The organism is Pseudomonas sp. BNK-45, assembly GCF_047456255.1.
GTDB lineage: Bacteria > Pseudomonadota > Gammaproteobacteria > Pseudomonadales > Pseudomonadaceae > Aquipseudomonas.
Genome location: NZ_CP179909.1, coordinates 2,302,956 through 2,325,863, shown reverse-complemented (window position 1 = coordinate 2,325,863; position 22,908 = coordinate 2,302,956). Strand labels below are relative to the sequence as shown.

Genomic DNA, 22,908 nt, shown 5'->3' with positions numbered 1-22,908 from the left:
GTGCATCGCTGTAGGAGCGGGCTTGCCCGCGAAGATCCAGGCGCCTCCCATATCCCAGGCATAAAAAAGCCCCGCCGGCTTTCACCGGCGGGGCTTTTTCAGTACAGGGGTAAGGCTGGCTTACATCATGCCGCCCATGCCACCCATGCCGCCCATGTCTGGCATGCCGCCAGCTGCAGGCTTGTCTTCCACGATTTCAGCAACAGCGGCTTCGGTGGTCAGGATCAGACCGCCGATGGACGATGCAGCTTGCAGCGCGGAACGGGTCACCTTGGTTGGATCCAGGATGCCCATTTCGATCATGTCGCCGTATTCGCTGGTGGCAGCGTTGTAGCCGAAGTTGCCGGCACCTTGCTTGACCTTGTCCACCACCACGCTTGGCTCGTCGCCGGAGTTGGCAACGATCTGGCGCAGCGGCGCTTCGATAGCGCGACGCAGAACAGCGATACCCACGTCCTGATCGGCGTTGTCGCCTTTGAGGTCCTTGATGCCTTGCAGAGCACGGATCAGGGCTACACCACCGCCAGGTACCACGCCTTCTTCAACGGCTGCACGGGTAGCGTGCAGGGCGTCTTCAACGCGGGCTTTCTTCTCTTTCATTTCAACTTCGGAGCCCGCGCCAACCTTGATCACTGCAACGCCGCCGGACAGCTTGGCCAGACGCTCTTGCAGTTTTTCACGGTCGTAGTCGGACGAAGTATCGGCCACTTGCTGACGGATCTGGGTCACACGAGCCTGGATGTCCGCTTCAACGCCAGCACCGTCGATGATGGTGGTGTTTTCTTTGGACAGGATCACGCGCTTGGCGTTACCCAGGTGCTCCAGGGTGGTGCTTTCCAGGCTCAGGCCGATCTCTTCGGAGATCACGGTACCGCCGGTCAGAACGGCGATGTCCTGCAGCATGGCCTTGCGACGGTCGCCGAAGCCTGGTGCCTTGACGGCAGCGACTTTGACGATGCCACGCATGTTGTTCACAACCAGAGTCGCCAGGGCTTCGCCTTCAACGTCTTCAGCCACGATCAGCAGTGGGCGGCCGGCTTTGGCGACGGCTTCCAGCACTGGCAGCATTTCGCGGATGTTGGAGATCTTCTTGTCCACCAGCAGGATCAGCGGGCCGTCGAGTTCGGCAACCATGGTGTCCGGCTTGTTGATGAAGTAAGGGGACAGGTAGCCACGGTCGAATTGCATGCCTTCTACGACAGACAGTTCGTTTTCCAGGCCCGAGCCTTCTTCAACGGTGATCACGCCTTCCTTGCCGACTTTTTCCATGGCTTCGGCAATGATGTCGCCGATGGAGTTGTCGGAGTTGGCGGAGATGGTGCCGACCTGAGCAATGGCGCGGGAATCAGCGCAAGGCTTGGACAGACCTTTCAGCTCTTTGACGATGGCGATGGTGGCCTTGTCGATACCGCGCTTCAGATCCATCGGGTTCATGCCGGCAGCGACGGCTTTCAGGCCTTCGTTGACGATCGACTGAGCCAGAACGGTGGCGGTGGTGGTGCCGTCGCCAGCGTCATCGTTGGCACGGGAGGCAACGTCTTTGACCAGCTGCGCGCCCATGTTTTCGAAGCGATCTTTCAGCTCGATTTCTTTGGCAACGGAAACGCCGTCCTTGGTGATGGTCGGAGCGCCGAAGCTCTTCTCGATGATCACGTTACGGCCTTTCGGGCCGAGGGTCGCTTTTACCGCGTCAGCCAGAACGTTGACACCGGTGAGCATTTTCTTGCGGGCGGAATCGCCGAATTTAACTTCTTTAGCAGCCATGATCGATATTCCTTAAATACTGTGTAGTAGCGGGAAAATACGCGGGAAATCAGCCTTCGATAACAGCGAGAATCTCGTTCTCGGCCATTACCAGCAGATCTTCGCCATCGACTTTCACGGTGTTGCTGCCGGAGTACGGGCCAAACACCACTTTGTCACCCACTTTCACGGCCAGCGCACGTACTTCACCGTTGTCCAGCACACGGCCGGTACCTACAGCGACGATTTCGCCACGGTTAGGTTTTTCAGCAGCCGAACCAGGCAGAACGATGCCGCCGGCAGTTTTCGATTCTTCTTCGCTGCGACGGATGACGACGCGGTCATGCAGAGGACGAAGCTTCATTGTCGATCTCTCCTAATTGTGGTTTTCAACGGCCGGTGTCGACACCGGCGGGTTAACAAATCCGGCTGTGCCGGGTGCGACTCGACAAGCGAGCCGCGGAAGTCTGTCTGGTGTAAGCACCAGAAACCTTGCGGTGACCGTTACATAAGGGCGCATAAGGTTATTACAAGGGCTGACCGGTGATTTTTTTTGCGGTGCTTGCACCAAAACGAACACGGCACCCGAAGGTGCCGTGCAGTGAAGCCGCCAAGTTATGAGTCGCGATGCTCGAACTCGCCCTCGATGACATTGGGCTCGCGGCCCAATGGCTGTTGCGGCGCAGGGCCGCCGCGGGCCGCGCGCATGTCATCGGCAAAAGCGCGTTGACGCAGGGCCTGCTCCTCGGCGCGCTGGCGCATCTTGTTGGCCAGCAGGCGACGGCTGATCGGCAGCAGCATCAACAGGCCGAATACATCACTGATGAAACCGGGCAGGATCAGCAGGCCGCCGCCCAGGGCCAGCATCAGCCCCTCGAGCATCTGCTGGGCCGGCAGTTCGCCGCGATTGAGACTCTCACGGGCACGCAGTGCCGTGGCCAGACCGGCCACGCGCAACACCAGCACACCGAGCATCGAACCGAGAATGATCAGCAGCAGGGCCGGGAAAAACCCGATGGCCGCACTGACCTTGACGAAGACGAACAGCTCCAGCACCGGGAACAGTAAAAAGAGCAACAGGTAAGGGCGCATCAAATGGTTTCCTCTGCGGAAGAATGCCTTCCAGTAGACCGTAAATGACGTCGCCAATTCGTGAATTCAAGCGCCAACGGCTGGATTTTTCGGCCATTGATCGGCGTGAGCCAGGAAAACCAGGGCTTCGCGTACTTGTGTCGGCGTGTTGCAAGGCGCCTGGAACGGCAGCCAGTAAAGGGCCTGGCCAATGCGCAGGTGCATGCCTTCGGCATCGATCCCGACCAGTTGCGCCGGCTCGCTGTCGGGCAGCCCGGTCAGCTCGACGTAATGGGCGATGGCCTTGGCATGATCGCTGTTCATGTGATCCACCATGCTCGACTCGGCCTTGCCGGCGAACGGGTTGGCCAGGGTCACCTGATCGATCCAGTGGATCGCCCCAAAGCCGCCGATGTAACGATGACGCACCGGCTTGAGTACCCAGAAATCGAAATCGTGGGCCTTGTGGTAGTTCTGCGATTCGGGGAAGTAGCGGTAGTAGCGCTCGGCCGCGGCAGCGATTGCCTGTTCATCCTCGAGTTTTTCGGCCTCGGCCAGATAGGTCAGGCGTCCGACCGCCTGCACGTCGTCGGCATCGCGCTCGCCCACCAGCAGCGAACACTTGGAGTCCTTCTGCAGGTTATGCGTGTGTTGGGCAATGCGACTGATCAGAATCAGTGGCCGTCCCTCGGCGTCCAGGCAGTACGGCACCACGGAGCCAAAGGGAAAGCCGGGCATGGCCTTGGAGTGAGTCGACAGCACCCCGCGATACTCCTTGAGCAGCAGTTCTCGTGCATTTTTCGCAGCTTCAACGCTCACTTTGTGACTCCTCATGTAAAATCCGTCGAAAACGGACGGGCGCCTGGAGCATTGTTCCAGCTACGCCGACGGGGCAATTCTCATCTGCAGCTAGGCCAGATCCGGCAGTCAGCCGAGGTTCCCCTACCAAGGACAACCCCTCAAGACCTGCTAGCGGGACATGCGAATGCAACTCACTGACAAAGTAATCATGATCACCGGCGGTTGCCAAGGCCTGGGCCGCTCCATGGCCGAGTATTTCGCGGCCAAGGGCGCGCGGCTGGCCCTGGTCGATCTCAACCAGGAAAAACTCGATCAGGCGGTCGCCGCCTGCCAGGCCCTGGGCGTCGAGGCCCGTGCCTATCTGTGCAATGTCGCCAATGAAGAACAGGTGAGCCACACGGTGGCCCAGGTGGCCGAGGACTTCGGCGCCATCCACGGCCTGATCAACAATGCCGGGATCCTGCGCGACGGCCTGCTGGTCAAGGTCAAGGACGGTGAAATGACCAAGATGAGCCTGGCCCAGTGGCAAGCGGTGATCGACGTCAACCTGACCGGGGTATTCCTCTGCACCCGTGAAGTGGCGGCAAAAATGATCGAGCTGAACAACAGCGGCACGATCATCAACATCTCCTCGATCTCCCGCGCCGGCAATATTGGCCAGACCAATTATTCCGCGGCCAAGGCCGGGGTCGCGGCGGCCACCGTGACCTGGGCCAAGGAACTGGCGCGCTATGGCATCCGCGTGGCCGGTATTGCCCCGGGCTTTATCGAAACCGAGATGACCTTGGGCATGAAGCCTGAAGCCCTGGAGAAGATGACCTCGGGGATTCCCCTCAAGCGCATGGGCAAGCCGGAAGAGATCGCCCACTCGGCGGCGTACATCTTCGAGAACGACTATTACACCGGACGCATCCTGGAGTTGGATGGCGGCCTGCGGGTCTGATCCTGTCATCGCAACGGTAGGAGCCGGCTTGCCGGCCAAGGCGATCTTGCCAGCGCCTGCGCCGGCAAGCCGGCTCCTGCCTGATCCACCCGCCTGGGGTTTCAGTCGTCGCTGATGGTGATGTTGGGCATCGCCGGCGCCGCGGCTTCCTGCAATACGATGCGCGCCCCCACATGCCGCGCCAGTTCCTGATAGACCATGGCGATCTGGCTTTCCGGCTCGGCGATCACCGTCGGCTTGCCGCCGTCGGCCTGCTCACGGATCAGCATCGACAGCGGCAGCGAGGCCAGCAGCTCGACGCCGTATTGGCTGGCCAGTTTCTCACCGCCGCCCTCACCAAACAGATGTTCGGCATGACCGCAGTTGGAGCAGATGTGCACCGCCATGTTCTCCACCACCCCCAGCACCGGGATGTTGACCTTGCGGAACATCTCCACGCCCTTGCGTGCATCCAGCAGGGCCAGGTCCTGAGGCGTGGTGACGATCACCGCCCCGGCCACCGGGACTTTCTGCGCCAGGGTCAGCTGGATGTCGCCGGTGCCTGGCGGCATGTCGATCACCAGGTAGTCGAGGTTGCCCCAGTCGGTCTGGGTCACCAGTTGCAGCAAGGCGCCCGAAACCATTGGCCCGCGCCAGACCATGGGCGTGTTGTCGTCAGTGAGGAAGGCCATGGACATGACTTCGACCCCGTGGGACTCAATGGGCACGAACCACTTCTGGTCCTTGATCTTTGGCCGGGTGCCTTCGGCGATGCCGAACATGATGCCCTGGCTCGGACCATAGATATCGGCATCGAGAATCCCTACCTTGGCGCCTTCGCGGGCCAGGGCCAGGGCCAGGTTGGCGGCGGTGGTGGACTTGCCCACACCGCCCTTGCCGGACGCCACCGCCACCACGTTCTTGACGTTGGCCAGGCCCGGGATCTGCGCCTGGGCCTTGTGCGCGGCGATCACGCTGGTGATCTCGACCTTGGCCGAACCGACGCCGTCCAGGCCTTCGATGGCCAGTTGCAGCATCTGTGCCCAGCCGCTCTTGAACAGACCGGCGGCATAACCCAACTCCATGCGGACCGTGACCCGGTCGCCCTGGACGTCGATGTCCCGCACACAGCCGGCGCTGACCGGGTCCTGGTTCAGGTAAGGGTCGGTGTACTGGCGAAGGACGGCTTCCACCGCTGCGCGATTGACGGCGCTCATGGGCAACTCCGATAACAAGACTGGAAAATCAGCCGGCTATCCTACGCCGCCGACTCCTTCGTGGCGAGGGAGCCCGCTGCGTACAATCTGTCCGGAAGGGTGAAAAATCCGCGCCGGCGCTTTATAGTGGCCGACCTCCGTTTCATCAAGTAGCCGAGCCCCATGTCCGAGCCACGCAAGATCCTCGTCACCAGCGCCCTGCCCTATGCCAATGGTTCCATCCACCTTGGCCACATGCTTGAGTACATCCAGACCGACATGTGGGTGCGCTTCCAGAAGCATCGCGGCAACCAATGCCTCTATGTCTGCGCGGACGACGCACACGGCTCGGCCATCATGTTGCGCGCGGAAAAGGAAGGCATCACCCCGGAACAACTGATCGCCAACGTCCAGGCCGAACACAGCGCCGACTTTGCCGACTTCCTGGTGGACTTCGACAACTTCCACTCGACCCACGCCGAGGAAAACCGCGAGCTGTCGAGCCAGATCTACCTCAAGCTGCGCGACGCCGGGCACATCGCCACGCGCTCCATCACCCAGTATTTCGACCCGGAAAAGAAAATGTTCCTGGCCGACCGCTTCATCAAGGGCACCTGCCCGAAATGCGGCACTGAGGACCAGTACGGCGACAACTGCGAAAAATGCGGCGCCACCTATGCCCCCACCGACCTGAAGGATCCGAAGTCGGCGATTTCCGGCGCCACTCCGGTGCTCAAGGATTCCCAGCACTTCTTCTTCAAGCTGCCGGACTTCCAGCAGATGCTGCAAAGCTGGACCCGCAGCGGCACCCTGCAGGACGCCGTGGCCAACAAGATCGCCGAGTGGCTGGATGCCGGCCTGCAGCAGTGGGACATCTCCCGCGACGCGCCGTACTTCGGCTTCGAGATCCCCGACGAGCCGGGCAAATACTTCTACGTGTGGCTGGACGCACCAATCGGCTACATGGCCAGCTTCAAGAACCTCTGCAACCGTCGTCCGGAGCTGGATTTCGACGCGTTCTGGGGCAAGGATTCCACCGCCGAGCTGTACCACTTCATCGGCAAGGACATCGTCAACTTCCACGCCCTGTTCTGGCCCGCCATGCTTGAAGGCGCCGGCTACCGCAAGCCGAGCGGCATCAACGTCCACGGCTACCTGACGGTCAATGGCCAGAAGATGTCCAAGTCCCGCGGCACCTTCATCAAGGCCCGCACCTACCTGGAGCACCTGTCGCCGGAATACCTGCGCTACTACTACGCCTCCAAGCTGGGCCGTGGCGTCGACGACCTGGACCTGAACCTCGAAGACTTCGTGCAGAAGGTCAACTCCGACCTGGTGGGCAAGGTGGTCAACATCGCCAGCCGTTGCGCCGGTTTCATCCACAAGGGCAATGCCGGGGTGATGGTCGACAGCAATGCCGCCCCCGAGCTGACCGAGGCCTTCCTGGCCGCCGCACCAAGCATCGCCGACGCCTATGAAGCCCGCGACTTTGCCCGCGCCATGCGCGAAATCATGGCCCTGGCCGACCGCGCCAACGCCTGGATCGCCGACAAGGCCCCATGGTCGCTGAACAAGCAGGAAGGCAAGCAGGCCGAGGTGCAGGCCATCTGCGCCACCGGCATCAACCTGTTCCGCCAGTTGGTGATCTTCCTCAAGCCGGTGCTGCCGCTGCTGGCCGCCGATGCCGAGGCGTTCCTCAACGTGGCGCCGCTGACCTGGAACGACCACCAGCACCTGCTGGCCAACCATCAGCTCAACGAATTCAAGCCGCTGATGACGCGAATTGACCCAGTAAAAGTACAAGCCATGACCGACGCCTCGAAAGAAGACCTGACCGCCAGCCAGACCGACACCGGTGCCGCAGCACCTGCAGGCAACGGCGAACTGGCCAAGGATCCGCTGTCGCCGGAAATCGACTTCGACACCTTCGCCGCCGTCGACCTGCGTGTCGCCCTGATCGTCAAGGCCGAAGCCGTGGAAGGTGCCGACAAGCTGCTGCGCCTGACCCTGGATATCGGTGATGAGCAACGCAACGTGTTCTCCGGAATCAAGAGCGCCTACCCGGACCCGTCCAAGCTGGATGGTCGCCTGACCATGATGATCGCCAACCTCAAGCCGCGGAAAATGAAGTTCGGCATTTCCGAGGGCATGGTGATGGCTGCCGGCCCTGGCGGCGAAGAGATCTACCTGCTGAGCCCGGACAGCGGCGCCAAGCCTGGCCAGCGGATCAAGTAAGCCTCCACGCAGCCCCCCATCCCCCCGTCGCGCCCAGGCGCAACGGGGGGATTTGCATATCTGGCGACCCTGCGTGCGCGCAGAGTTTGCCTACTCTTGAGGGATAGCCTGCCCGCACCGGCCGCCACCATGACCCAGTTCCTGCTCGCCCTTTTCAGCACCGTCCTGATCAACAACTTCGTGTTGCAATGGCCGCTGGGCGTCGATCCACTGTTGCAGGCCGACGGTAGCAACCGGCAACGGGTTCATGCCCTGGGGCTGGCGACCACGGTGTTGATGCTGCTCAGCAGCGTGCTGGGGCATGTCCTTTACCGTGGGCTGTTGCAGCCCTGGGGGCTGGCGGCGCTGCAATTGTTCATCTGGCTGCCATTGAGCCTGTTGCTGATCAAACCGCTGCTGAAGCTGCTGTCCCGGACCCTGCCGCGCTTGCCGTTCGAAGGCCTCTGGCCCTTGCTTCTGGGCAATGCCGGCATGCTCGGCCTGCTGCTGATCGGCGCCCGGGACGATCTGGACCTGGCCACCCTCAGTGCCATGAGCCTGGGCGCCGGACTGGGTTTCTGGCTGGTGCTGAGTCTGTTCAGCGACTTGCGCCAGCGTATTTCCACCAACGATATTCCCCTGCCCTGGCGCGGCTTGCCGATCGACCTGATCAGCGCCGGTCTCATGGCGGTGGCGTTTTTCGGCTTCAACGGACTGATCAAAACATGAGTCTGATTCAACGCATCGATGCCCTGCTGCCCCAGACCCAATGCGGCAAGTGCGGCCATCCCGGATGCAAGCCCTACGCCCAGGGCATCGCCAACGGCGAGGCCATCAACAAGTGCCCGCCCGGAGGCCAGGAAACCATTGCCGGCCTGGCGCAACTGTTGCAGTTACCGGTACTGGAACTGGACCGCAGCCGCGGCGAAGCGCCGGCACAGATCGCCCATATCCGCGAGGCGGAGTGCATTGGCTGTACCAAGTGCATCCAGGCCTGCCCGGTGGACGCCATCGTCGGCGCGGCCAAATGGATGCACAGCGTGCTGATCGACGAATGCACCGGTTGCGACCTGTGTGTGGCGCCTTGTCCGGTGGACTGCATCGATATGCTGCCGCTCCCGGAGGCCAAGGTGGTGCCGATTGTTGGCGGCCTGGCCACCAGCCCCGAGCAACTGCAGGCCCGCAACAGCAAGCGCGAACAGGCGCGACGGCGCTTCGAACAACGCAACGAGCGCTTGCAACGGGAAGAAGCCCGGCGCCTGGCCGAGCGTCAGGCTCGCGCGCAGAAAGCCGCGCAGGCTGCCGACGACAGCCAGAATCCGCTGCAGGCCGCCATCGAGCGGGTCCGCGCGCAGAAAGCCGCTGCCGACGACGCGGCGCTGAAAAAAGCCAAGATCGAGCTGGCCATGAGCCGGGCTCAATTGCACAAATCCCTCAAGGCCTTCGGCCATCCACCGACCTTCGAGCAGCAGGCACAGCTCATCGTGCTGCAGCGTCAGTTCGAAGCCGCCGAACAGGCCCTGGCTCAGCTGGAGTCGGCGGCGCCAGCCGCGGCGGCCCCCGTGGCCAAGGACGCCGAACTCAAGCGGGCAAAGATCCAGCTGGCCACCCGCCGCGCCGAACTGAAAAAGGCCCAGGCAGCGCAAGCCTCCGACGCCGAGCTACACGCCTTGAGCGCCGCCCTGGCGGCCGCCGAACAGGCGCTGCACGCCGCCGAGGACGCCAGCGGCAAACCGGCCCCGGTACTGATGCGTATCGAAAAGCGCCCGATCGATCCGCAACTGCGGCAACTGAAAACCGAACTGGCCTACGCCCGCGCCGAACTGAACAAACTGCAGCGCCAGCCCGACACCCATGCCGAGCAACTGGCCCAGGCTCAAGCGCGCTTGCACGAGGCCGAACGCCAGGTGAAGGCCCATGCTGACTGCTGACGGCGTCGACCAGCGCCTGCGCCAGGCCATGCAGCGCGTGCTGCTGGCCACGCTGCCCGGGCTGCTGGTGTTGCTGTGGTGGTTCGGCTGGGGCGTACTGCTCAACCTGTTGCTGGCGATAGGCGGCGCCCTGGCCATGGAAGCCCTGGCGCTGTTGCTGAGAAAGCGTGCGCTGCCAACCGGCCTTGGCGACGGCAGCGCCCTGGTCAGCGCCACCTTGCTGGCCCTGGCGTTGCCACCTTACTGCCCCTGGTGGCTGCCGCTCAGTGCCGCGGCGGCAGCCATTGCCCTGGGCAAGCAGGTGTACGGTGGAGTCGGCCAGAACCCGTTCAATCCGGCGATGCTCGGATACGCCCTGGCCTTATTGTGCTTTCCCCAATCGATGACCCATTGGCCCGCGCCGCATGCCATGGACCTGGTCGCGGGGCTGCAACACGTCTTCGGCCTCTCTGACGGCCTGCAAGCGGATGCCTGGGCCCAGGCCACGGCGCTGGACAGTCTGCGCATCAACAAGAGCCTGACCCTCGACGAACTCTTTGCCAGCAACCCGGCCTTCGGCCATTTCGGCGGTCGGGCCGCACAATGGATCAACCTGGGATTTCTTGCCGGAGGCCTGTTTCTGCTGCAGCAGCGGGTCATCGGCTGGCAGGCGCCGGTGGGCATGCTGGGCAGCCTCCTGGTCATCAGCCTGGTGTGCTGGAACGGCACGGGCTCCGACTCCCACGGTTCACCGCTGTTTCATCTGCTCAGCGGCGCCAGCATGCTCGGCGCGTTCTTTATCGTCACCGAGCCGGTATCGGGACCCAAGACGGAAAAAGCCAGGTTGCTGTTTGGTGTCGGTGTCGGCCTGCTGACCTACCTGATCAGGACCTGGGGCGGCTACCCCGATGGCGTCGCCTTCGCCGTGCTGCTGATGAATCTGGCGGTGCCGGGACTGGAACGCCTGTGCGCGGCAAAACGGGAGAACGCTTGAGCATGAAAAAATCCAGCGCTCTGCTCCTGCTGGCCCTGCTCGGTTTGCTGGGCGTGGCGGCGACCTTGTGGCTGCACTCGGTTGCGGCGCCGCGTATCGCCGCCGAACAACGGGCACTGCAGGCGCGCAAGTTGCTCGACCTGCTGCCTGTTGCCAGCTACGACAACCAGCCCCTGGAGCAGCCACTGCCTCTGAGGGATGTGCAACTGGACAACAGCCGCTTGCTGCAGGGCTACCTGGCCACCCGCCAGGGTCAGCCCAGCGCCGTGCTGTTGCGCAGCCAGGTCAGCGGCTATGCCGGCCCCATCGAGCTGTTGATCGCCATCGACAGCCAGGGCCGGCTGCTGGGCAGCAAGACCCTCCGACAAGATGAAACTCCCGGCCTGGGCGCCAGGATCGCCGATCAGCCCAACCCCTGGTTGCAAGGCTTTGCCGGCAAGTCTCGCAGTGATCCGGGCGATGCCGCCTGGGCGCTGAAGAAGGACAGCGGCCAGTTCGATCAGATTGCCGGCGCCACCATCACCTCCCGCGCGGTCATCAGTGCCCTGCACGATGCCTTGCGCTACTTCGACGAACATCGCCAGCAACTGCTCCCGGGGGCCGCCCATGAGTAAGCCGCTGACATTGCCGGGCCTGCTGATGCTGACGCCGCTGATCGGTGCCACCGACTCCTGGGTCAAGGCCCTGGGCCTGGCCCTGGCATCCGGGCTGCTGCTCAGCTTGTTTGGGGCCGCCATGGGCCTGTTGCGAGCAGCGCTGCAACGCCAGCAGCAGTGGCTCGCCAGCCTGCTGCTCGGAGCGTCCCTCGGCAGTTGCCTGTGGCTGGCGCTGCAGGCATTGAGTTACGAACTGCACCAGCAGTTGAGCCTGTACCTGGGCCTGCTGCCCCTGCAATGCGTGATGCTGGAACAGGCGGGTTTCTTCCAGCACCGCGAGCGACTGCGCCTGGCCGCTGGCTACTGTGGCGCACTGGTGCTGCTGGGCGCACTTCGCGAACTGCTGGGCACCGGCGCCTTGGGCAGCCATCTGGGCTGGCTTGTCGGCCAGAGCGGTGACAGCACCGGCTGGGTGCTGCTGCCCCAGGGCGGCTTGCGCCTGCTGACTCTGGCCCCCGGGGGCTTTATCCTGCTGGGCCTGTTGCTGGCGGCAAAGCGGGCCTGGACCGCCTCATCGCCCTTCAACCGACAGTCTTCGAGGAAATGAACCACCCATGAATGCCGCCAAACGCCTGGAAATATTTCGCCGACTTCATGAAGACAATCCCGAGCCCAAGACCGAACTGGCCTATTCCTCGCCGTTCGAGCTGCTGATCGCGGTGATTCTTTCGGCGCAATCGACCGACGTCGGGGTCAACAAGGCGACCGCCAAACTCTTCCCCGTGGCCAATACACCCGCGGCGATTCACGCCCTGGGGGTCGAAGGCCTGTCCGAGTACATCAAGACCATCGGCCTGTACAACAGCAAGGCCAAGAACGTCATCGAAACCTGCCGCCTGCTGGTGGAACGCCACAACAGCGAAGTGCCACAGACCCGGGAAGAACTGGAAGCCCTGCCCGGTGTCGGGCGCAAGACCGCCAACGTGGTCCTCAACACCGCCTTCCGGCAGCTGACCATGGCGGTGGACACCCACATCTTCCGGGTCAGCAACCGCACCGGCCTGGCCCCGGGCAAGAACGTGGTGGAAGTGGAGAAAAAGCTGCTCAAGTTCGTGCCCAAGGAGTTCCTGCTGGACTCCCATCACTGGCTGATCCTGCACGGACGCTATGTCTGCCTGGCCCGCAAGCCACGCTGCGGCAGCTGTCGAATCGAAGACCTGTGCGAATACAAGCAGAAGACTTCCGACGATTGAGGAAGCATTGATTTTGCCGATGAGTCGATTGAAAAAATCTTTTTTACCCGCCAGGAGAATATCGATATAAGGAGCGCCAATGGCAGTCTTAGCCTGGAGTTGACCTTATGAGCACTGGCAAAGAACAACTGGACGTAGAAGAAGACTTCATCGCCGCGGAAACAGACGATGTCGAACCGGTGGTCGAAGTGGCGAAAACCAATCTGAGCAAGCGCCGCACCATCGACAATCTTCTGGAAGAGCGGCGTCTGCAGAAACAACTGGCCGATTACGACTTTGACCTGTAGTCGCAAAAGAACCTCCATGCGGAGGTTTTTTTGTGCCTGTCTTGCCGTCACGCCCGGCCGATCAGCCTCGCGGCATGACCGGCCCTATCCGTACTTTCAGGCCTGGCAGTCCAACATCGTCTCGGACAGCAAGGCTCACGCCAACTGATGGCGCTGGGCAAACTCGATCAGGTCAACCAATGAACGCGCGTTGAGCTTGGCCAATAACCGCCGCTTGTAAGTGCTGACCGTCTTGTTGCTCAGGCACAGGCCTTCAGCAATCTCCTTGTTACTCATGCCATTGGTGAGCTGTTTCAATACGATCAACTCACGTCCGGAAAGAAGCTCGATCATTTCTTCCTCGCTGCTGATGCCCTGGCTGGAACGAAAAGTGTGCAACGCCTCGTTGGGAAAGTAGCTGTAACCCGCCAATACCGCCCGTACCGCACTGATCAGCTCGGTAATGTCCTGCTGCTTGCACACGTAGCCGGCGGCACCGGCCTGCATGCAGCGCATGGAAAAGGGCCCTGGCGCTTGCAGCGTCAATACCAGGATCTTGATCGGCAAACTTCTGAACATGAGGCGAGCTATAACTTCAAGTCCATCCAGTTGTGGTATGCCAATATCCAGAATCAAGATATCGGGAACATATTCAAGAGCCAACTTCAATGCGTCCGTACCGTTATCTGCTTCTGCCACTACTTCAAAGCCATGACGCTCCATCAACATGCGAACAGCGAGGCGAACAACAGGATGATCGTCCACGATCAATACTCTTTTCATAGGTCCATCCAAGTACTTAGAGTTTTTTAGAGCCCGCACAATACCCCAGAGAATTGACTCTGACACCGTGCCAAAAGGGGCTACGAGCCTACGAGGACGATCCTTACAAACAATACCGATTTACCTTACAAAATAAATTAGATAAAGGGCGTTCAACGGAAAAGTTGCTTAGGATTAATCTTCAAATCAGCTACTTTTCGTACTAAAAAATTACACGCTGCCGCATCTTTTCCAGCGCCAACCGCTGATAAGTCCGCCATCACTCACTTCATTTTTTCCAATCAACTTCTCTGTCCAAGCATCGCTCTGCAGCAACAAGCCGTTGAGTTAATCAAAGGCAAAAAAAAGCCCCGCATAGGGCGGGGCTCTTTTTTAACAACTCGGGATCAGATCAGAGTCCGGCCCTTGTTGGCAGCAATGCGCATGCGCAGGGCGTTGAGCTTGATGAAGCCTGCTGCGTCCGCCTGGTTGTAAGCACCGCCGTCTTCTTCGAACGTGGCGATGTTGGCGTCGAACAGCGACTCATCGGACTTGCGACCGGTCACGATCACGTTGCCCTTGTACAGCTTCAGGCGCACTACACCGTTCACGTGGGCCTGGGAGGCGTCGATCATCTGTTGCAGCATCAGACGCTCAGGACTCCACCAGTAGCCGGTGTAGATCAGGCTGGCGTACTTGGGCATCAACTCGTCTTTGAGGTGAGCCACTTCGCGGTCCAGGGTGATGGACTCGATGGCCCGGTGGGCACGCAGCATGATGGTGCCGCCCGGGGTCTCGTAGCAGCCACGGGACTTCATGCCGACGTAACGGTTCTCGACGATGTCCAGACGACCGATGCCGTGCTCACCACCAATGCGGTTCAGGGTCGCCAGCACGGTAGCCGGAGTCATTTCCACGCCGTCGATGGCGACGATGTCACCGTTGCGGTAGGTCAGTTCCAGGTACTGCGGGGTATCAGGAGCCTTCTCCGGGGAGACGGTCCAGCGCCACATGTCTTCTTCGTGCTCGGTCCAGGTGTCTTCCAGCACGCCGCCTTCATAGGAGATGTGCAGCAGGTTGGCGTCCATCGAGTACGGCGACTTCTTCTTGCCGTGACGCTCGATTGGAATACCGTGCTTCTCGGCGTAGTCCATCAGCTTCTCGCGGGACAGCAGGTCCCACTCGCGCCAAGGAGCGATCACTTTCACGCCTGGCTTGAGGGCATAGGCACCCAGCTCGAAACGCACCTGGTCATTGCCCTTGCCGGTAGCACCATGGGAAATGGCGTCGGCGCCGGTTTCGTTGGCGATCTCGATCAGACGCTTGGCGATCAACGGACGAGCGATGGAAGTACCCAGCAGGTACTCGCCTTCGTAGACGGTGTTGGCGCGGAACATCGGGAAAACGAAATCGCGCACGAACTCTTCGCGCAGATCGTCGATGTAGATCTCTTTGACGCCCATGGCTTGCGCCTTGGCGCGGGCCGGCTCGACCTCTTCGCCTTGGCCCAGGTCAGCAGTGAAAGTCACTACTTCACAGTTGTAAGTATCCTGCAGCCACTTGAGGATCACCGAAGTGTCCAGGCCGCCCGAATACGCCAGAACGACCTTGTTAACGTCCGCCATGCCATCACTCCACGGGGTTGTACGGAAAGCCGCCAAGTCTACCGATCCACGCGGATAATTTACAGAGGCGCGACAGCTTATGACGACCAAGCGACAGATTATGTCGAGCGCGCGACGATGACAGCCGTATCAGGAGGTCGCAGCAGCGCTGGAGCCAGAGGCCGCCTGGGGCGCTGGAGCCGGCTTTTCGGTGGGCGCAACCCGCTCCAGATGCACATTGACCCGACGGTTCTTCGCCCGGTTGGCGGCATTGGTGTTGGGCGCCAGGGGGTAACGCTCGCCATGGAAGCGCACCACGATCTGGTTTTCCGCCAGGCCGTTGGCCTTGAAGAACTCCATCACCGCCAGTGCACGACGACGGGACAGGTCACGGTTGGTCAAGCGATTGCCGCTGTTGTCCGAGTGGCCATCCAGTTCGACGTGGTTGACCGTCGGGTCGGCCTTGATGAAGTCCACCATCACCTGCAGCTTGGCCTTGGCCCGGGCATCGAGTTCGATCCCCCCTCCCGGAAAACCGATCTCGCCCTGCTTCACCTGCTCGTAGTTCATCGGCAGCAGCTTGGCCATGCAGCTTTGATAGTCGCCATACGCCTTGCTGAACTTCACCGGCAACAGGCGCACTTCGGACACTCCGCCTTCACGGGAATAATTGCGCACCACGGGGCTGCGCCCCTCCAGCAGCCCGATGATCAGGCGCCCGGCCTGCATCTGGTTGCTGTTGAACAGCACCCCGTCGGTACCGGCCTTGACCGCCCCGAGGTTGATGTCGCCACGTCCCGGCTGCCAGGGCGCCGCTGCCGCAAGCAGAGTCGCCGAGCCCCCCGCCTGCATCGGGTTGAAGCTCTTGAGACGAAAGATCGCCTGCTCGCCGGCGCGGCGAACGAATTCGCCGGAACCGAAATCGGTTACCGGTTGGATCAGGCGGCACTCGAATTTGTCGCCTTCGACCGTCCACTCAATGCTCTCCAGACGAGTCTGGAAAGTGAGAGCCATCGCGGGCAGGCTGGCAAACACACTGAGCAAGGCTAGATAACGCTGGCGCACGGGAGGCTCCACTGACGTGTACAACAGAAAAATCGACAGGCGTTAATACGCCATACCTTCGGGATATCGGTTGCTCGTCGCAAAACTTGATAGCGAGTGCCTGGAAGAGTCTTTTCCGGTAGCATTCCCACCGAGTTTTACCCGCCTGGAACCTCCCATGTCCGACCGCCTGACCCTGCTGCGTCCCGACGACTGGCATATTCATCTTCGCGATGGTGCCGTGTTGCCCAATACAGTCGCAGATGTCGCGCGCACCTTTGGCCGCGCCATCATCATGCCCAACCTGGTACCTCCGGTGCGCAACGCCGTGGAAGCCGACGCCTATCGCCAGCGTATTCTAGCTGCGCGCCCGGCCGGCAGCCGCTTCGAGCCGCTGATGGTGCTTTACCTGACCGACCGCACCCAGCCGGACGAGATCCGCGCGGCCAAGGCCTGTGGCTTCGTGCACGCCGCCAAGCTGTATCCGGCCGGTGCGACCACCAATTCGGATTCGGGCGTGACCAGCATCGACAAGATCTTCCCGGTGCTCGAAACCATGGCCGAAGTCGGCCTGCCGCTGCTGATCCACGGTGAGGTGACCCGCGGCGAGGTCGATGTCTTCGACCGCGAGAAAATCTTCATCGACGAACACATGCGTCGTGTGGTCGAGCGCTTCCCCAGCCTGAAAGTGGTGTTCGAGCACATCACCACCGGTGAAGCCGTGCAGTTCGTCAAGGAGGCTTCGGCCAACGTCGGCGCCACCATCACCGCGCACCACCTGCTGTACAACCGCAACCACATGCTGGTGGGCGGTATTCGTCCGCACTTCTATTGCCTGCCGATTCTCAAGCGCAACACCCACCAGGAAGCCCTGCTGGATGCGGCCACCAGCGGCAGCGAAAAGTTCTTCCTCGGCACCGACTCCGCGCCCCACGCCCAGCATGCCAAGGAAGCCGCTTGCGGTTGTGCCGGCTGCTACAGCGCCTACGCCGCAATCGAGCTGTACGCCGAAGCGTTCGAACAGCGCAATGCCCTGGACCAGCTGGAAGCCTTTGCCAGCCTCAACGGTCCGCGCTTCTACGGCCTGCCGGCCAACACCGATCGCATCACCCTGGTTCGTGAAGAATGGACCGCCCCCGCCAGCCTGCCGTTCGGCGAGCTGACTGTCATTCCGCTGCGCGCCGGTGAAAAACTGCGCTGGCGCCTGCTGGAGGATCACTCGTGAGTGACGACCATTTCGACGACGAACAAGACGGCAACAGCGGCGCCCCTCGCCATCCAATGGCGGCACGCTTTCGCGGTTACCTGCCGGTAGTCGTCGACGTAGAAACCGGTGGCTTCAACTCGGCCACCGACGCCCTGCTGGAGATTGCCGCTACCACCATCGGCATGGACGAAAAGGGCTTCGTGTTCCCCGAACACACCTATTTCTTCCGCGTCGAGCCTTTTGAAGGCGCCAACATTGAAGCCGCTGCGCTGGAGTTCACCGGGATCAAGCTCGACCATCCCCTGCGCATGGCCGTCAGCGAAGAAACCGCCCTCACGGATATTTTCCGCGGTGTGCGCAAGGCGCTGAAAGCCAACGGCTGCAAACGCGCGATCCTGGTGGGCCACAACAGCAGCTTCGACCTGGGCTTCCTCAACGCCGCCGTGGCGCGCCTGGACATGAAGCGCAACCCGTTCCACCCGTTCTCCAGCTTCGACACCGCCACCCTGGCTGGCCTGGCTTACGGCCAGACCGTTTTGGCCAAGGCCTGCCAGAGCGCCGGCATCGACTTCGACGGTCGCGAGGCCCACTCGGCCCGCTACGACACCGAGAAGACCGCCGAGCTGTTCTGCGGCATCGTCAACCGCTGGAAGCAAATGGGCGGCTGGCAGGATTTCGACGACTGATCGATCCCTGGTCGAGTTGAGTCGCCCGCATAAAAAAACCGGCCCTGAGGCCGGTTTTTTTATGCGTGACGCCAGGCTTACAGCTTGCCGGCGTTCTCGCTCAGGTAAGCAGCAACGCCTTCTGGCGAAGCGGTCATGCCCTTGTCGCCTTTCTTCCAGTTGGCAGGGCAGACTTCGCCGTGCTCTTCGTGGAATTGCAGAGCGTCGACCAGACGGATCAGCTCTTCCATGTTGCGGCCCAGCGGCAGGTCGTTGACGATCTGCGAACGGACAACACCTTTGTCGTCGATCAGGAACGCGCCACGGAAGGCCACGCCGCCTTCGGACTCGACGTCATAGGCCTTGGCGATGTCGTGCTTCATGTCAGCGGCCATGATGTATTGAACCTGACCGATGCCGCCGGCATTGATCGGGGTGTTACGCCAGGCGTTGTGGGTGAAGTGCGAGTCGATGGAAACAGCGATCACTTCCACGTTACGTGCCTTGAAGTCGGCCATGCGGTGGTCCAGAGCGATCAGCTCGGACGGGCAAACGAAGGTGAAGTCCAGTGGGTAGAAGAACACCAGGCCGTATTTGCCTTTGATGGCCGAGGACAGGGTGAAGCTGTCGACGATTTCGCCATTGCCGAGAACGGCCGGTACGGTGAAGTCAGGGGCTTGTTTGCCTACGAGTACGCTCATTGGATATCTCCTGGTGTGGACGTAGTAATGAAGAAGGGGATTGGCCTTGAGTCTGCCACGCTGATGCGACAGCTCTGTGACCCGACCCCGCTTCGCAAGGACCGATCATCATACACCGCGTCTTTGAGCTGTCCTTAACGGTTTTTCGTCAGCCCGGCCCACAAAGCGGAAAATGCGAATCATCTGTCACCATCGCTAACAAAACCGTTCGTCACCCCGGGATGAAACGGCCACAAAGGCGGCCGAAACCACTTTGACAATCATTCTCGTTAACATTAAGATCCATCGCAATTGAGCCCTAACCAGCGACGGTTCTCATCCTATGTATGTCTGCCTCTGCACCGGTGTCACCGACGGACAAATTCGCGAAGCGATCTACGAAGGTTGCTGCAGCTACCGTGAAGTGCGCCAGGCCACCGGCGTCGCCAGCCAATGCGGCAAATGCGCATGCCTGGCCAAGCAAGTGGTTCGCGAAACCCTGACCGAATTGCAGAGCAGCCAAGCCGCCATTCCCTACCCAGTGGAATTTAATGTTGCTTGATGTGCCGAATAAATAGCCGCATTTGAAACAACCGGACCTAGCGTCCGGTTTTTTTATGTCTGTAATTCAATCGCTTAGCTGCAAAACGCGGAACACAAACATTCTTATTCCGATTAATTTTCATATATTATTCAATAACTTAGGTTTGACAGTAATGTTTGTGCGGCTCAGACTCTGCCCTTATTTCACTCATTAAAGGGCAGGACCCCAACATGAAAGGCGACATTACAGTCATCCAGCATCTCAATAAAATCCTTGCCAATGAACTGGTCGCGATCAATCAGTACTTCCTGCATGCACGCATGTATGAAGACTGGGGCCTGAACAAACTGGGCAAGCACGAGTACCACGAATCCATCGACGAGATGAAGCATGCGGACAAACTGATCAAGCGCATCCTCTTCCTCGAAGGCCTGCCCAACGTCCAGGACCTGGGCAAGTTGCACATCGGTGAACACACCAAGGAAATGCTTGAGTGCGACCTGCGCATCGAACGCACCGGCCACACCGACCTCAAGGCCGCCATCGCTCACTGCGAATCGGTTGGCGACTTCGGCAGCCGTGAACTGCTGGAAGACATTCTGGAATCCGAAGAAGAACACATCGACTGGCTGGAAACCCAACTGGGCCTGATCGACAAAGTGGGTATCGAGAACTACCTGCAATCGCAAATGGGCGACGAGTAACCAACGCCCATGTAATAAAAAGCCCCGCCCTCGTGAGAGAGGCGGGGCTTTTTATTGACCGCGAACAAGAAGTTCGCGTCAGGCTTCGGTCTTGGCAGCCGCTTTTTCGGCAGCAGCCTTGATCAGGCTCTGCAGTTCACCATTGGCAAACATTTCAGCCATGATGTCGCTACCGCCGACCAACTCACCGGCCACCCACAGTTGCGGGAAAGTTGGCCAGTTGGCGTACTTGGGCAGGTTGGCGCGAATCTCTGGGTTTTGCAGGATGTCCACGTAAGCGAACTTCTCACCACAGCCCATTACGGCCTGAGCGGCTTTTGCCGAGAAGCCGCACTGCGGGGCATTCGGCGAGCCTTTCATGTAGAGCAGAATGGTGTTGTTGGCAATCTGCTCTTTAATAGTTTCGATGATATCCATGGAACACCTCGGCTGAACTTTCCGACTCTGTTGTCGGCACGGTGGCGCATTGTAACGGAATCCTGAGCGCCCTGCTCGGCCTCTCCGACAGACACCTCAGGCCGCCTCCACGGTAACCGGCACCCCGTTCAACGCCGCATTCCCGGACAACGCATCGAGCTGACGCTCATCGGTCAGGTCATTGGCGCTGCAGCCAGGCTGCTCCCTGGCAATGCTCATCTGCACGCCGGGACGCCTGTGCCCCCAGCCATGGGGCAGACTTACCACGCCCGGCATCATCTCGCTGCTGGCCAGCACTTCCACCTCCACCGCGCCCACCCGGGATCGGACTCGCACCCGCTGACCATCACTCAGGCCCCGTTGAGCCAGATCCTCGGGATTCATCAATAGCTGATGGCGAGGCTTGCCCTTCACCAGGCGGTGATAGTTGTGCATCCAGGAGTTATTGCTGCGCACATGCCGACGTCCGATCAGCAACAACTCGCCCGAAGGTGGCGCACTCAACGCGGCAAAGCGTTGCAGATCGGCCATGATCGGCGCCGGTGCGGCCTGGATCCGCCGATTATCGGTTTTCAAGCGGGCCGCCAGGTTCGGCTGCAGCGCCCCAAGATCAATGCCGTGGGGGTACTGGTCCAGAGTCGCCAGGGACAGCTTGAGCGGCGAGGCATCGCCGTAAGGCCCGGCGCGCAAGCCCATGTCGATCATCTGTGCAGGGGCCAGGGTCGGCTTCAACGGGCTGGCGGTCTGCGCGGCAAATGCCTTGGCCAGGCCGACGAAGATCTCCCAGTCATGCAGCGCCCCTTGAGGCTTGGGCAGGATCGCTCGATTGAAGCGACTGACATTGCGCACCGCGAACAGATTGAAGGTGGTGTCGTAGTGATCGTTCTCCAGAGCCGAGGTGGACGGCAGGATCAGGTCGGCATAACGGGTGGTTTCATTGATGTACAGATCGATGCTGAGCATGAACTCCAGCCCGTCCAGGGCCTGCTCCAGCTGCCGGCCGTTGGGTGTGGACAACACCGGATTGCCGGCCACGGTGATCAGGGCCCGTACCTGTCCTTCGCCCTCGGTGAGCATCTCTTCGGCCAGGGCCGATACCGGCAGCTCGCCACCATACTCCGGAAGCCCGGAAACCCGACTCTGCCAGACATTGAAGTGACCGCCCGAGGTCGCCGCCACCAGGTCCACCGCCGGCTGGGTGCACAAGGCACCGCCGACACGGTCCAGGTTGCCGGTGACCAGATTGAGCAGCTGCAGCAACCAGTGGCACAGCGTGCCGAAGGCCTGGGTCGACACCCCCATGCGCCCGTAACAGACCGCCTTGTCCGCCGAAGCGAAATCCCGGGCCAGTTGCCGAATCTGCGCAGCCGGAATTGCGCACAACGGACTCATGGCTTCGGCAGTGAACCGCGCAATTGCCTGGCGCACCTCAGCCAGCCCATCCACCGGCAAATGGCTGTCGCGGGTCAGGCCGGCGTCGAAAATGCTGTTGAGCAGACCGAACAGCAGCGCCACATCGCCCCCCGGCCGGATAAACAGGTGCTGATCGGCCATGGCTGCGGTTTCACTGCGCCGCGGATCGACCACGACCACCTTGCCGCCACGAGCCTGAATGGCCTTGAGGCGCTTCTCCACATCCGGCACGGTCATGATGCTGCCGTTGGATGCCAGGGGATTGCCGCCCAGGATCAGCATGAAATCGGTGTGATCGATGTCCGGAATCGGCAACAGCAGGCCGTGGCCATACATCAGGTAACTGGTCAGGTGCTGGGGCAACTGATCGACCGATGTGGCCGAGAAACGATTGCGGGTCTTGAGCTGGCCGAGAAAGTAATTGCTGTGGGTCATCAGCCCATAGTTGTGCACGCTGGGATTGCCCTGGTAGGTCGCCACGGCGTTGTTGCCATGGCGCTGCTGGATGCTCGCCAGCCGCTCGGCCACCAGGGCAAAGGCCTCGTCCCACTCGATGGGCTGCCATTGGTTGCCCACACGGCGCACCGGCTGGCGCAGGCGATCGGGATCATTCTGGATATCCTGCAGGGCCACGGCCTTGGGGCAGACATGGCCACGGCTGAAACTGTCCAGGGGGTCGCCCTTGATCGAGGTAATGCGTGGAGCGCTGCCCGGCTCTTCAGTGATTTCCAGGGTCAGGCCGCAGATGGCTTCGCACAGGTGGCAGGCACGGTGATGGAGAGTCTTGGTCATGGCCAGTCTCTATTGTTTGAAGGCGCCCCGCACAGGGCCGCAGGAAGCCAAAACTATGGCGGCTGGCCTCTGCCGACACCAGCGACGTTCGCCCCATGAATTCAGGTCCA

At 61.1% G+C, this 22,908-nt stretch carries 24 protein-coding genes; 13 read left to right on the top strand and 11 right to left on the bottom strand.

Features of this window, described 5'->3' with window-relative positions:
- Nucleotides 1–120: 120 nt before the first annotated feature.
- The 4 genes from groL to ACMGG8_RS10855 form a co-directional block, all read right to left on the bottom strand.
- Nucleotides 121–1,764: a chaperonin GroEL gene (gene groL, locus ACMGG8_RS10870; protein ID WP_016965560.1), complete on the bottom strand. Its 1,644-nt coding sequence runs from the start codon at nt 1,762–1,764 to the stop codon at nt 121–123.
- A gap of 49 nt (nt 1,765–1,813) precedes the next feature.
- A complete protein-coding gene (locus ACMGG8_RS10865; protein WP_011063093.1) occupies nt 1,814–2,107 on the bottom strand; it encodes a co-chaperone GroES in 294 nt (97 codons plus the stop codon).
- 251 nt (nt 2,108–2,358) lie between these two features.
- Nucleotides 2,359–2,835, bottom strand: a complete 477-nt coding sequence (locus tag ACMGG8_RS10860; RefSeq protein ID WP_060840786.1) for an FxsA family protein — start codon at nt 2,833–2,835, stop codon at nt 2,359–2,361.
- A 66-nt stretch (nt 2,836–2,901) separates the two neighbouring features.
- The gene (locus ACMGG8_RS10855; RefSeq protein WP_060840787.1) at nt 2,902–3,633 is read right to left on the bottom strand and encodes a HugZ family protein; all 732 of its coding nucleotides are present in this window, start codon (nt 3,631–3,633) and stop codon (nt 2,902–2,904) included.
- Nucleotides 3,634–3,799: 166 nt separating this feature from the next.
- On the opposite strand from ACMGG8_RS10855, the gene ACMGG8_RS10850 reads away from it, so the two are divergent.
- Nucleotides 3,800–4,558 (top strand): SDR family oxidoreductase, encoded by a 759-nt coding sequence (locus ACMGG8_RS10850; protein WP_060840788.1) that lies wholly within the window; start codon nt 3,800–3,802, stop codon nt 4,556–4,558.
- 101 nt (nt 4,559–4,659) lie between these two features.
- On the opposite strand, the gene apbC is transcribed toward ACMGG8_RS10850, so the two are convergent.
- Nucleotides 4,660–5,754, bottom strand: a complete 1,095-nt coding sequence (gene apbC, locus ACMGG8_RS10845; RefSeq protein ID WP_060840789.1) for an iron-sulfur cluster carrier protein ApbC — start codon at nt 5,752–5,754, stop codon at nt 4,660–4,662.
- A 162-nt stretch (nt 5,755–5,916) separates the two neighbouring features.
- On the opposite strand from apbC, the gene metG reads away from it, so the two are divergent.
- The 8 genes from metG to ACMGG8_RS10805 all read left to right on the top strand — a co-directional run bounded on the left by metG (nt 5,917) and on the right by ACMGG8_RS10805 (nt 12,987).
- Complete coding sequence (metG, locus tag ACMGG8_RS10840) at nt 5,917–7,968, top strand: methionine--tRNA ligase (protein WP_060844467.1); 2,052 nt, start codon at nt 5,917–5,919, stop codon at nt 7,966–7,968.
- 129 nt (nt 7,969–8,097) lie between these two features.
- Nucleotides 8,098–8,676, top strand: coding sequence for an Rnf-Nqr domain containing protein (locus ACMGG8_RS10835; protein WP_414159571.1), 579 nt, complete (start codon nt 8,098–8,100; stop codon nt 8,674–8,676).
- Nucleotides 8,673–9,878 carry an electron transport complex subunit RsxB gene (gene rsxB, locus ACMGG8_RS10830; RefSeq protein ID WP_060844469.1) on the top strand — a complete coding sequence of 402 codons (1,206 nt, stop codon included), beginning with the start codon at nt 8,673–8,675 and terminating at the stop codon, nt 9,876–9,878. Before ACMGG8_RS10835 ends, rsxB begins: the two co-directional genes overlap by 4 nt.
- A complete protein-coding gene (locus ACMGG8_RS10825; RefSeq protein WP_414159570.1) occupies nt 9,865–10,851 on the top strand; it encodes an RnfABCDGE type electron transport complex subunit D in 987 nt (328 codons plus the stop codon). The genes rsxB and ACMGG8_RS10825 overlap by 14 nt, the downstream gene beginning before the upstream one ends.
- Nucleotides 10,852–10,853: 2 nt before the next feature.
- Complete coding sequence (locus tag ACMGG8_RS10820; protein ID WP_108545308.1) at nt 10,854–11,465, top strand: RnfABCDGE type electron transport complex subunit G; 612 nt, start codon at nt 10,854–10,856, stop codon at nt 11,463–11,465.
- Nucleotides 11,458–12,054 (top strand): Rnf-Nqr domain containing protein, encoded by a 597-nt coding sequence (locus ACMGG8_RS10815; protein WP_414159569.1) that lies wholly within the window; start codon nt 11,458–11,460, stop codon nt 12,052–12,054. Before ACMGG8_RS10820 ends, ACMGG8_RS10815 begins: the two co-directional genes overlap by 8 nt.
- Before the next feature lie 7 nt (nt 12,055–12,061).
- Nucleotides 12,062–12,700, top strand: a complete 639-nt coding sequence (gene nth, locus ACMGG8_RS10810) for an endonuclease III (RefSeq protein WP_060840796.1) — start codon at nt 12,062–12,064, stop codon at nt 12,698–12,700.
- A gap of 107 nt (nt 12,701–12,807) precedes the next feature.
- The gene (locus tag ACMGG8_RS10805) at nt 12,808–12,987 is read left to right on the top strand and encodes a PA3496 family putative envelope integrity protein (protein WP_016965325.1); all 180 of its coding nucleotides are present in this window, start codon (nt 12,808–12,810) and stop codon (nt 12,985–12,987) included.
- 135 nt (nt 12,988–13,122) lie between these two features.
- On the opposite strand, the gene ACMGG8_RS10800 is transcribed toward ACMGG8_RS10805, so the two are convergent.
- The 3 genes from ACMGG8_RS10800 to ACMGG8_RS10790 form a co-directional block, all read right to left on the bottom strand.
- Nucleotides 13,123–13,749, bottom strand: coding sequence for a response regulator transcription factor (locus tag ACMGG8_RS10800; protein WP_016965324.1), 627 nt, complete (start codon nt 13,747–13,749; stop codon nt 13,123–13,125).
- A gap of 386 nt (nt 13,750–14,135) precedes the next feature.
- Nucleotides 14,136–15,353, bottom strand: coding sequence for an argininosuccinate synthase (locus ACMGG8_RS10795; RefSeq protein ID WP_016965323.1), 1,218 nt, complete (start codon nt 15,351–15,353; stop codon nt 14,136–14,138).
- Nucleotides 15,354–15,482: 129 nt separating this feature from the next.
- The gene (locus tag ACMGG8_RS10790) at nt 15,483–16,397 is read right to left on the bottom strand and encodes a flagellar protein MotY (RefSeq protein WP_060844472.1); all 915 of its coding nucleotides are present in this window, start codon (nt 16,395–16,397) and stop codon (nt 15,483–15,485) included.
- Between the two features lie 157 nt (nt 16,398–16,554).
- Here ACMGG8_RS10790 and pyrC point away from each other — a divergent pair, with 157 nt between their 5' ends.
- Together pyrC and rnt are read left to right on the top strand one after the other, a co-directional pair.
- The gene (gene pyrC, locus ACMGG8_RS10785) at nt 16,555–17,601 is read left to right on the top strand and encodes a dihydroorotase (RefSeq protein ID WP_060840798.1); all 1,047 of its coding nucleotides are present in this window, start codon (nt 16,555–16,557) and stop codon (nt 17,599–17,601) included.
- Entirely contained in the window at nt 17,598–18,269 is a 672-nt protein-coding gene (gene rnt, locus ACMGG8_RS10780; RefSeq protein WP_060840799.1) for a ribonuclease T, read from the top strand. Before pyrC ends, rnt begins: the two co-directional genes overlap by 4 nt.
- A 77-nt stretch (nt 18,270–18,346) precedes the next feature.
- Here the strand turns inward: rnt and ACMGG8_RS10775 are convergent, their stop codons facing one another.
- A complete protein-coding gene (locus ACMGG8_RS10775; RefSeq protein ID WP_007922432.1) occupies nt 18,347–18,949 on the bottom strand; it encodes a peroxiredoxin in 603 nt (200 codons plus the stop codon).
- A 322-nt stretch (nt 18,950–19,271) separates the two neighbouring features.
- Here ACMGG8_RS10775 and ACMGG8_RS10770 point away from each other — a divergent pair, with 322 nt between their 5' ends.
- Nucleotides 19,272–19,490 (top strand): bacterioferritin-associated ferredoxin, encoded by a 219-nt coding sequence (locus ACMGG8_RS10770; protein ID WP_011063112.1) that lies wholly within the window; start codon nt 19,272–19,274, stop codon nt 19,488–19,490.
- A 212-nt stretch (nt 19,491–19,702) separates the two neighbouring features.
- Nucleotides 19,703–20,176, top strand: a complete 474-nt coding sequence (gene bfr / locus ACMGG8_RS10765) for a bacterioferritin (protein ID WP_414159568.1) — start codon at nt 19,703–19,705, stop codon at nt 20,174–20,176.
- Between the two features lie 78 nt (nt 20,177–20,254).
- Here the strand turns inward: bfr and grxD are convergent, their stop codons facing one another.
- Nucleotides 20,255–20,593 (bottom strand): Grx4 family monothiol glutaredoxin, encoded by a 339-nt coding sequence (gene grxD / locus ACMGG8_RS10760; RefSeq protein ID WP_011063114.1) that lies wholly within the window; start codon nt 20,591–20,593, stop codon nt 20,255–20,257.
- A 96-nt stretch (nt 20,594–20,689) separates the two neighbouring features.
- Nucleotides 20,690–22,798: a molybdopterin oxidoreductase family protein gene (locus ACMGG8_RS10755; RefSeq protein ID WP_414159567.1), complete on the bottom strand. Its 2,109-nt coding sequence runs from the start codon at nt 22,796–22,798 to the stop codon at nt 20,690–20,692.
- Nucleotides 22,799–22,908 lie beyond the last annotated feature (110 nt).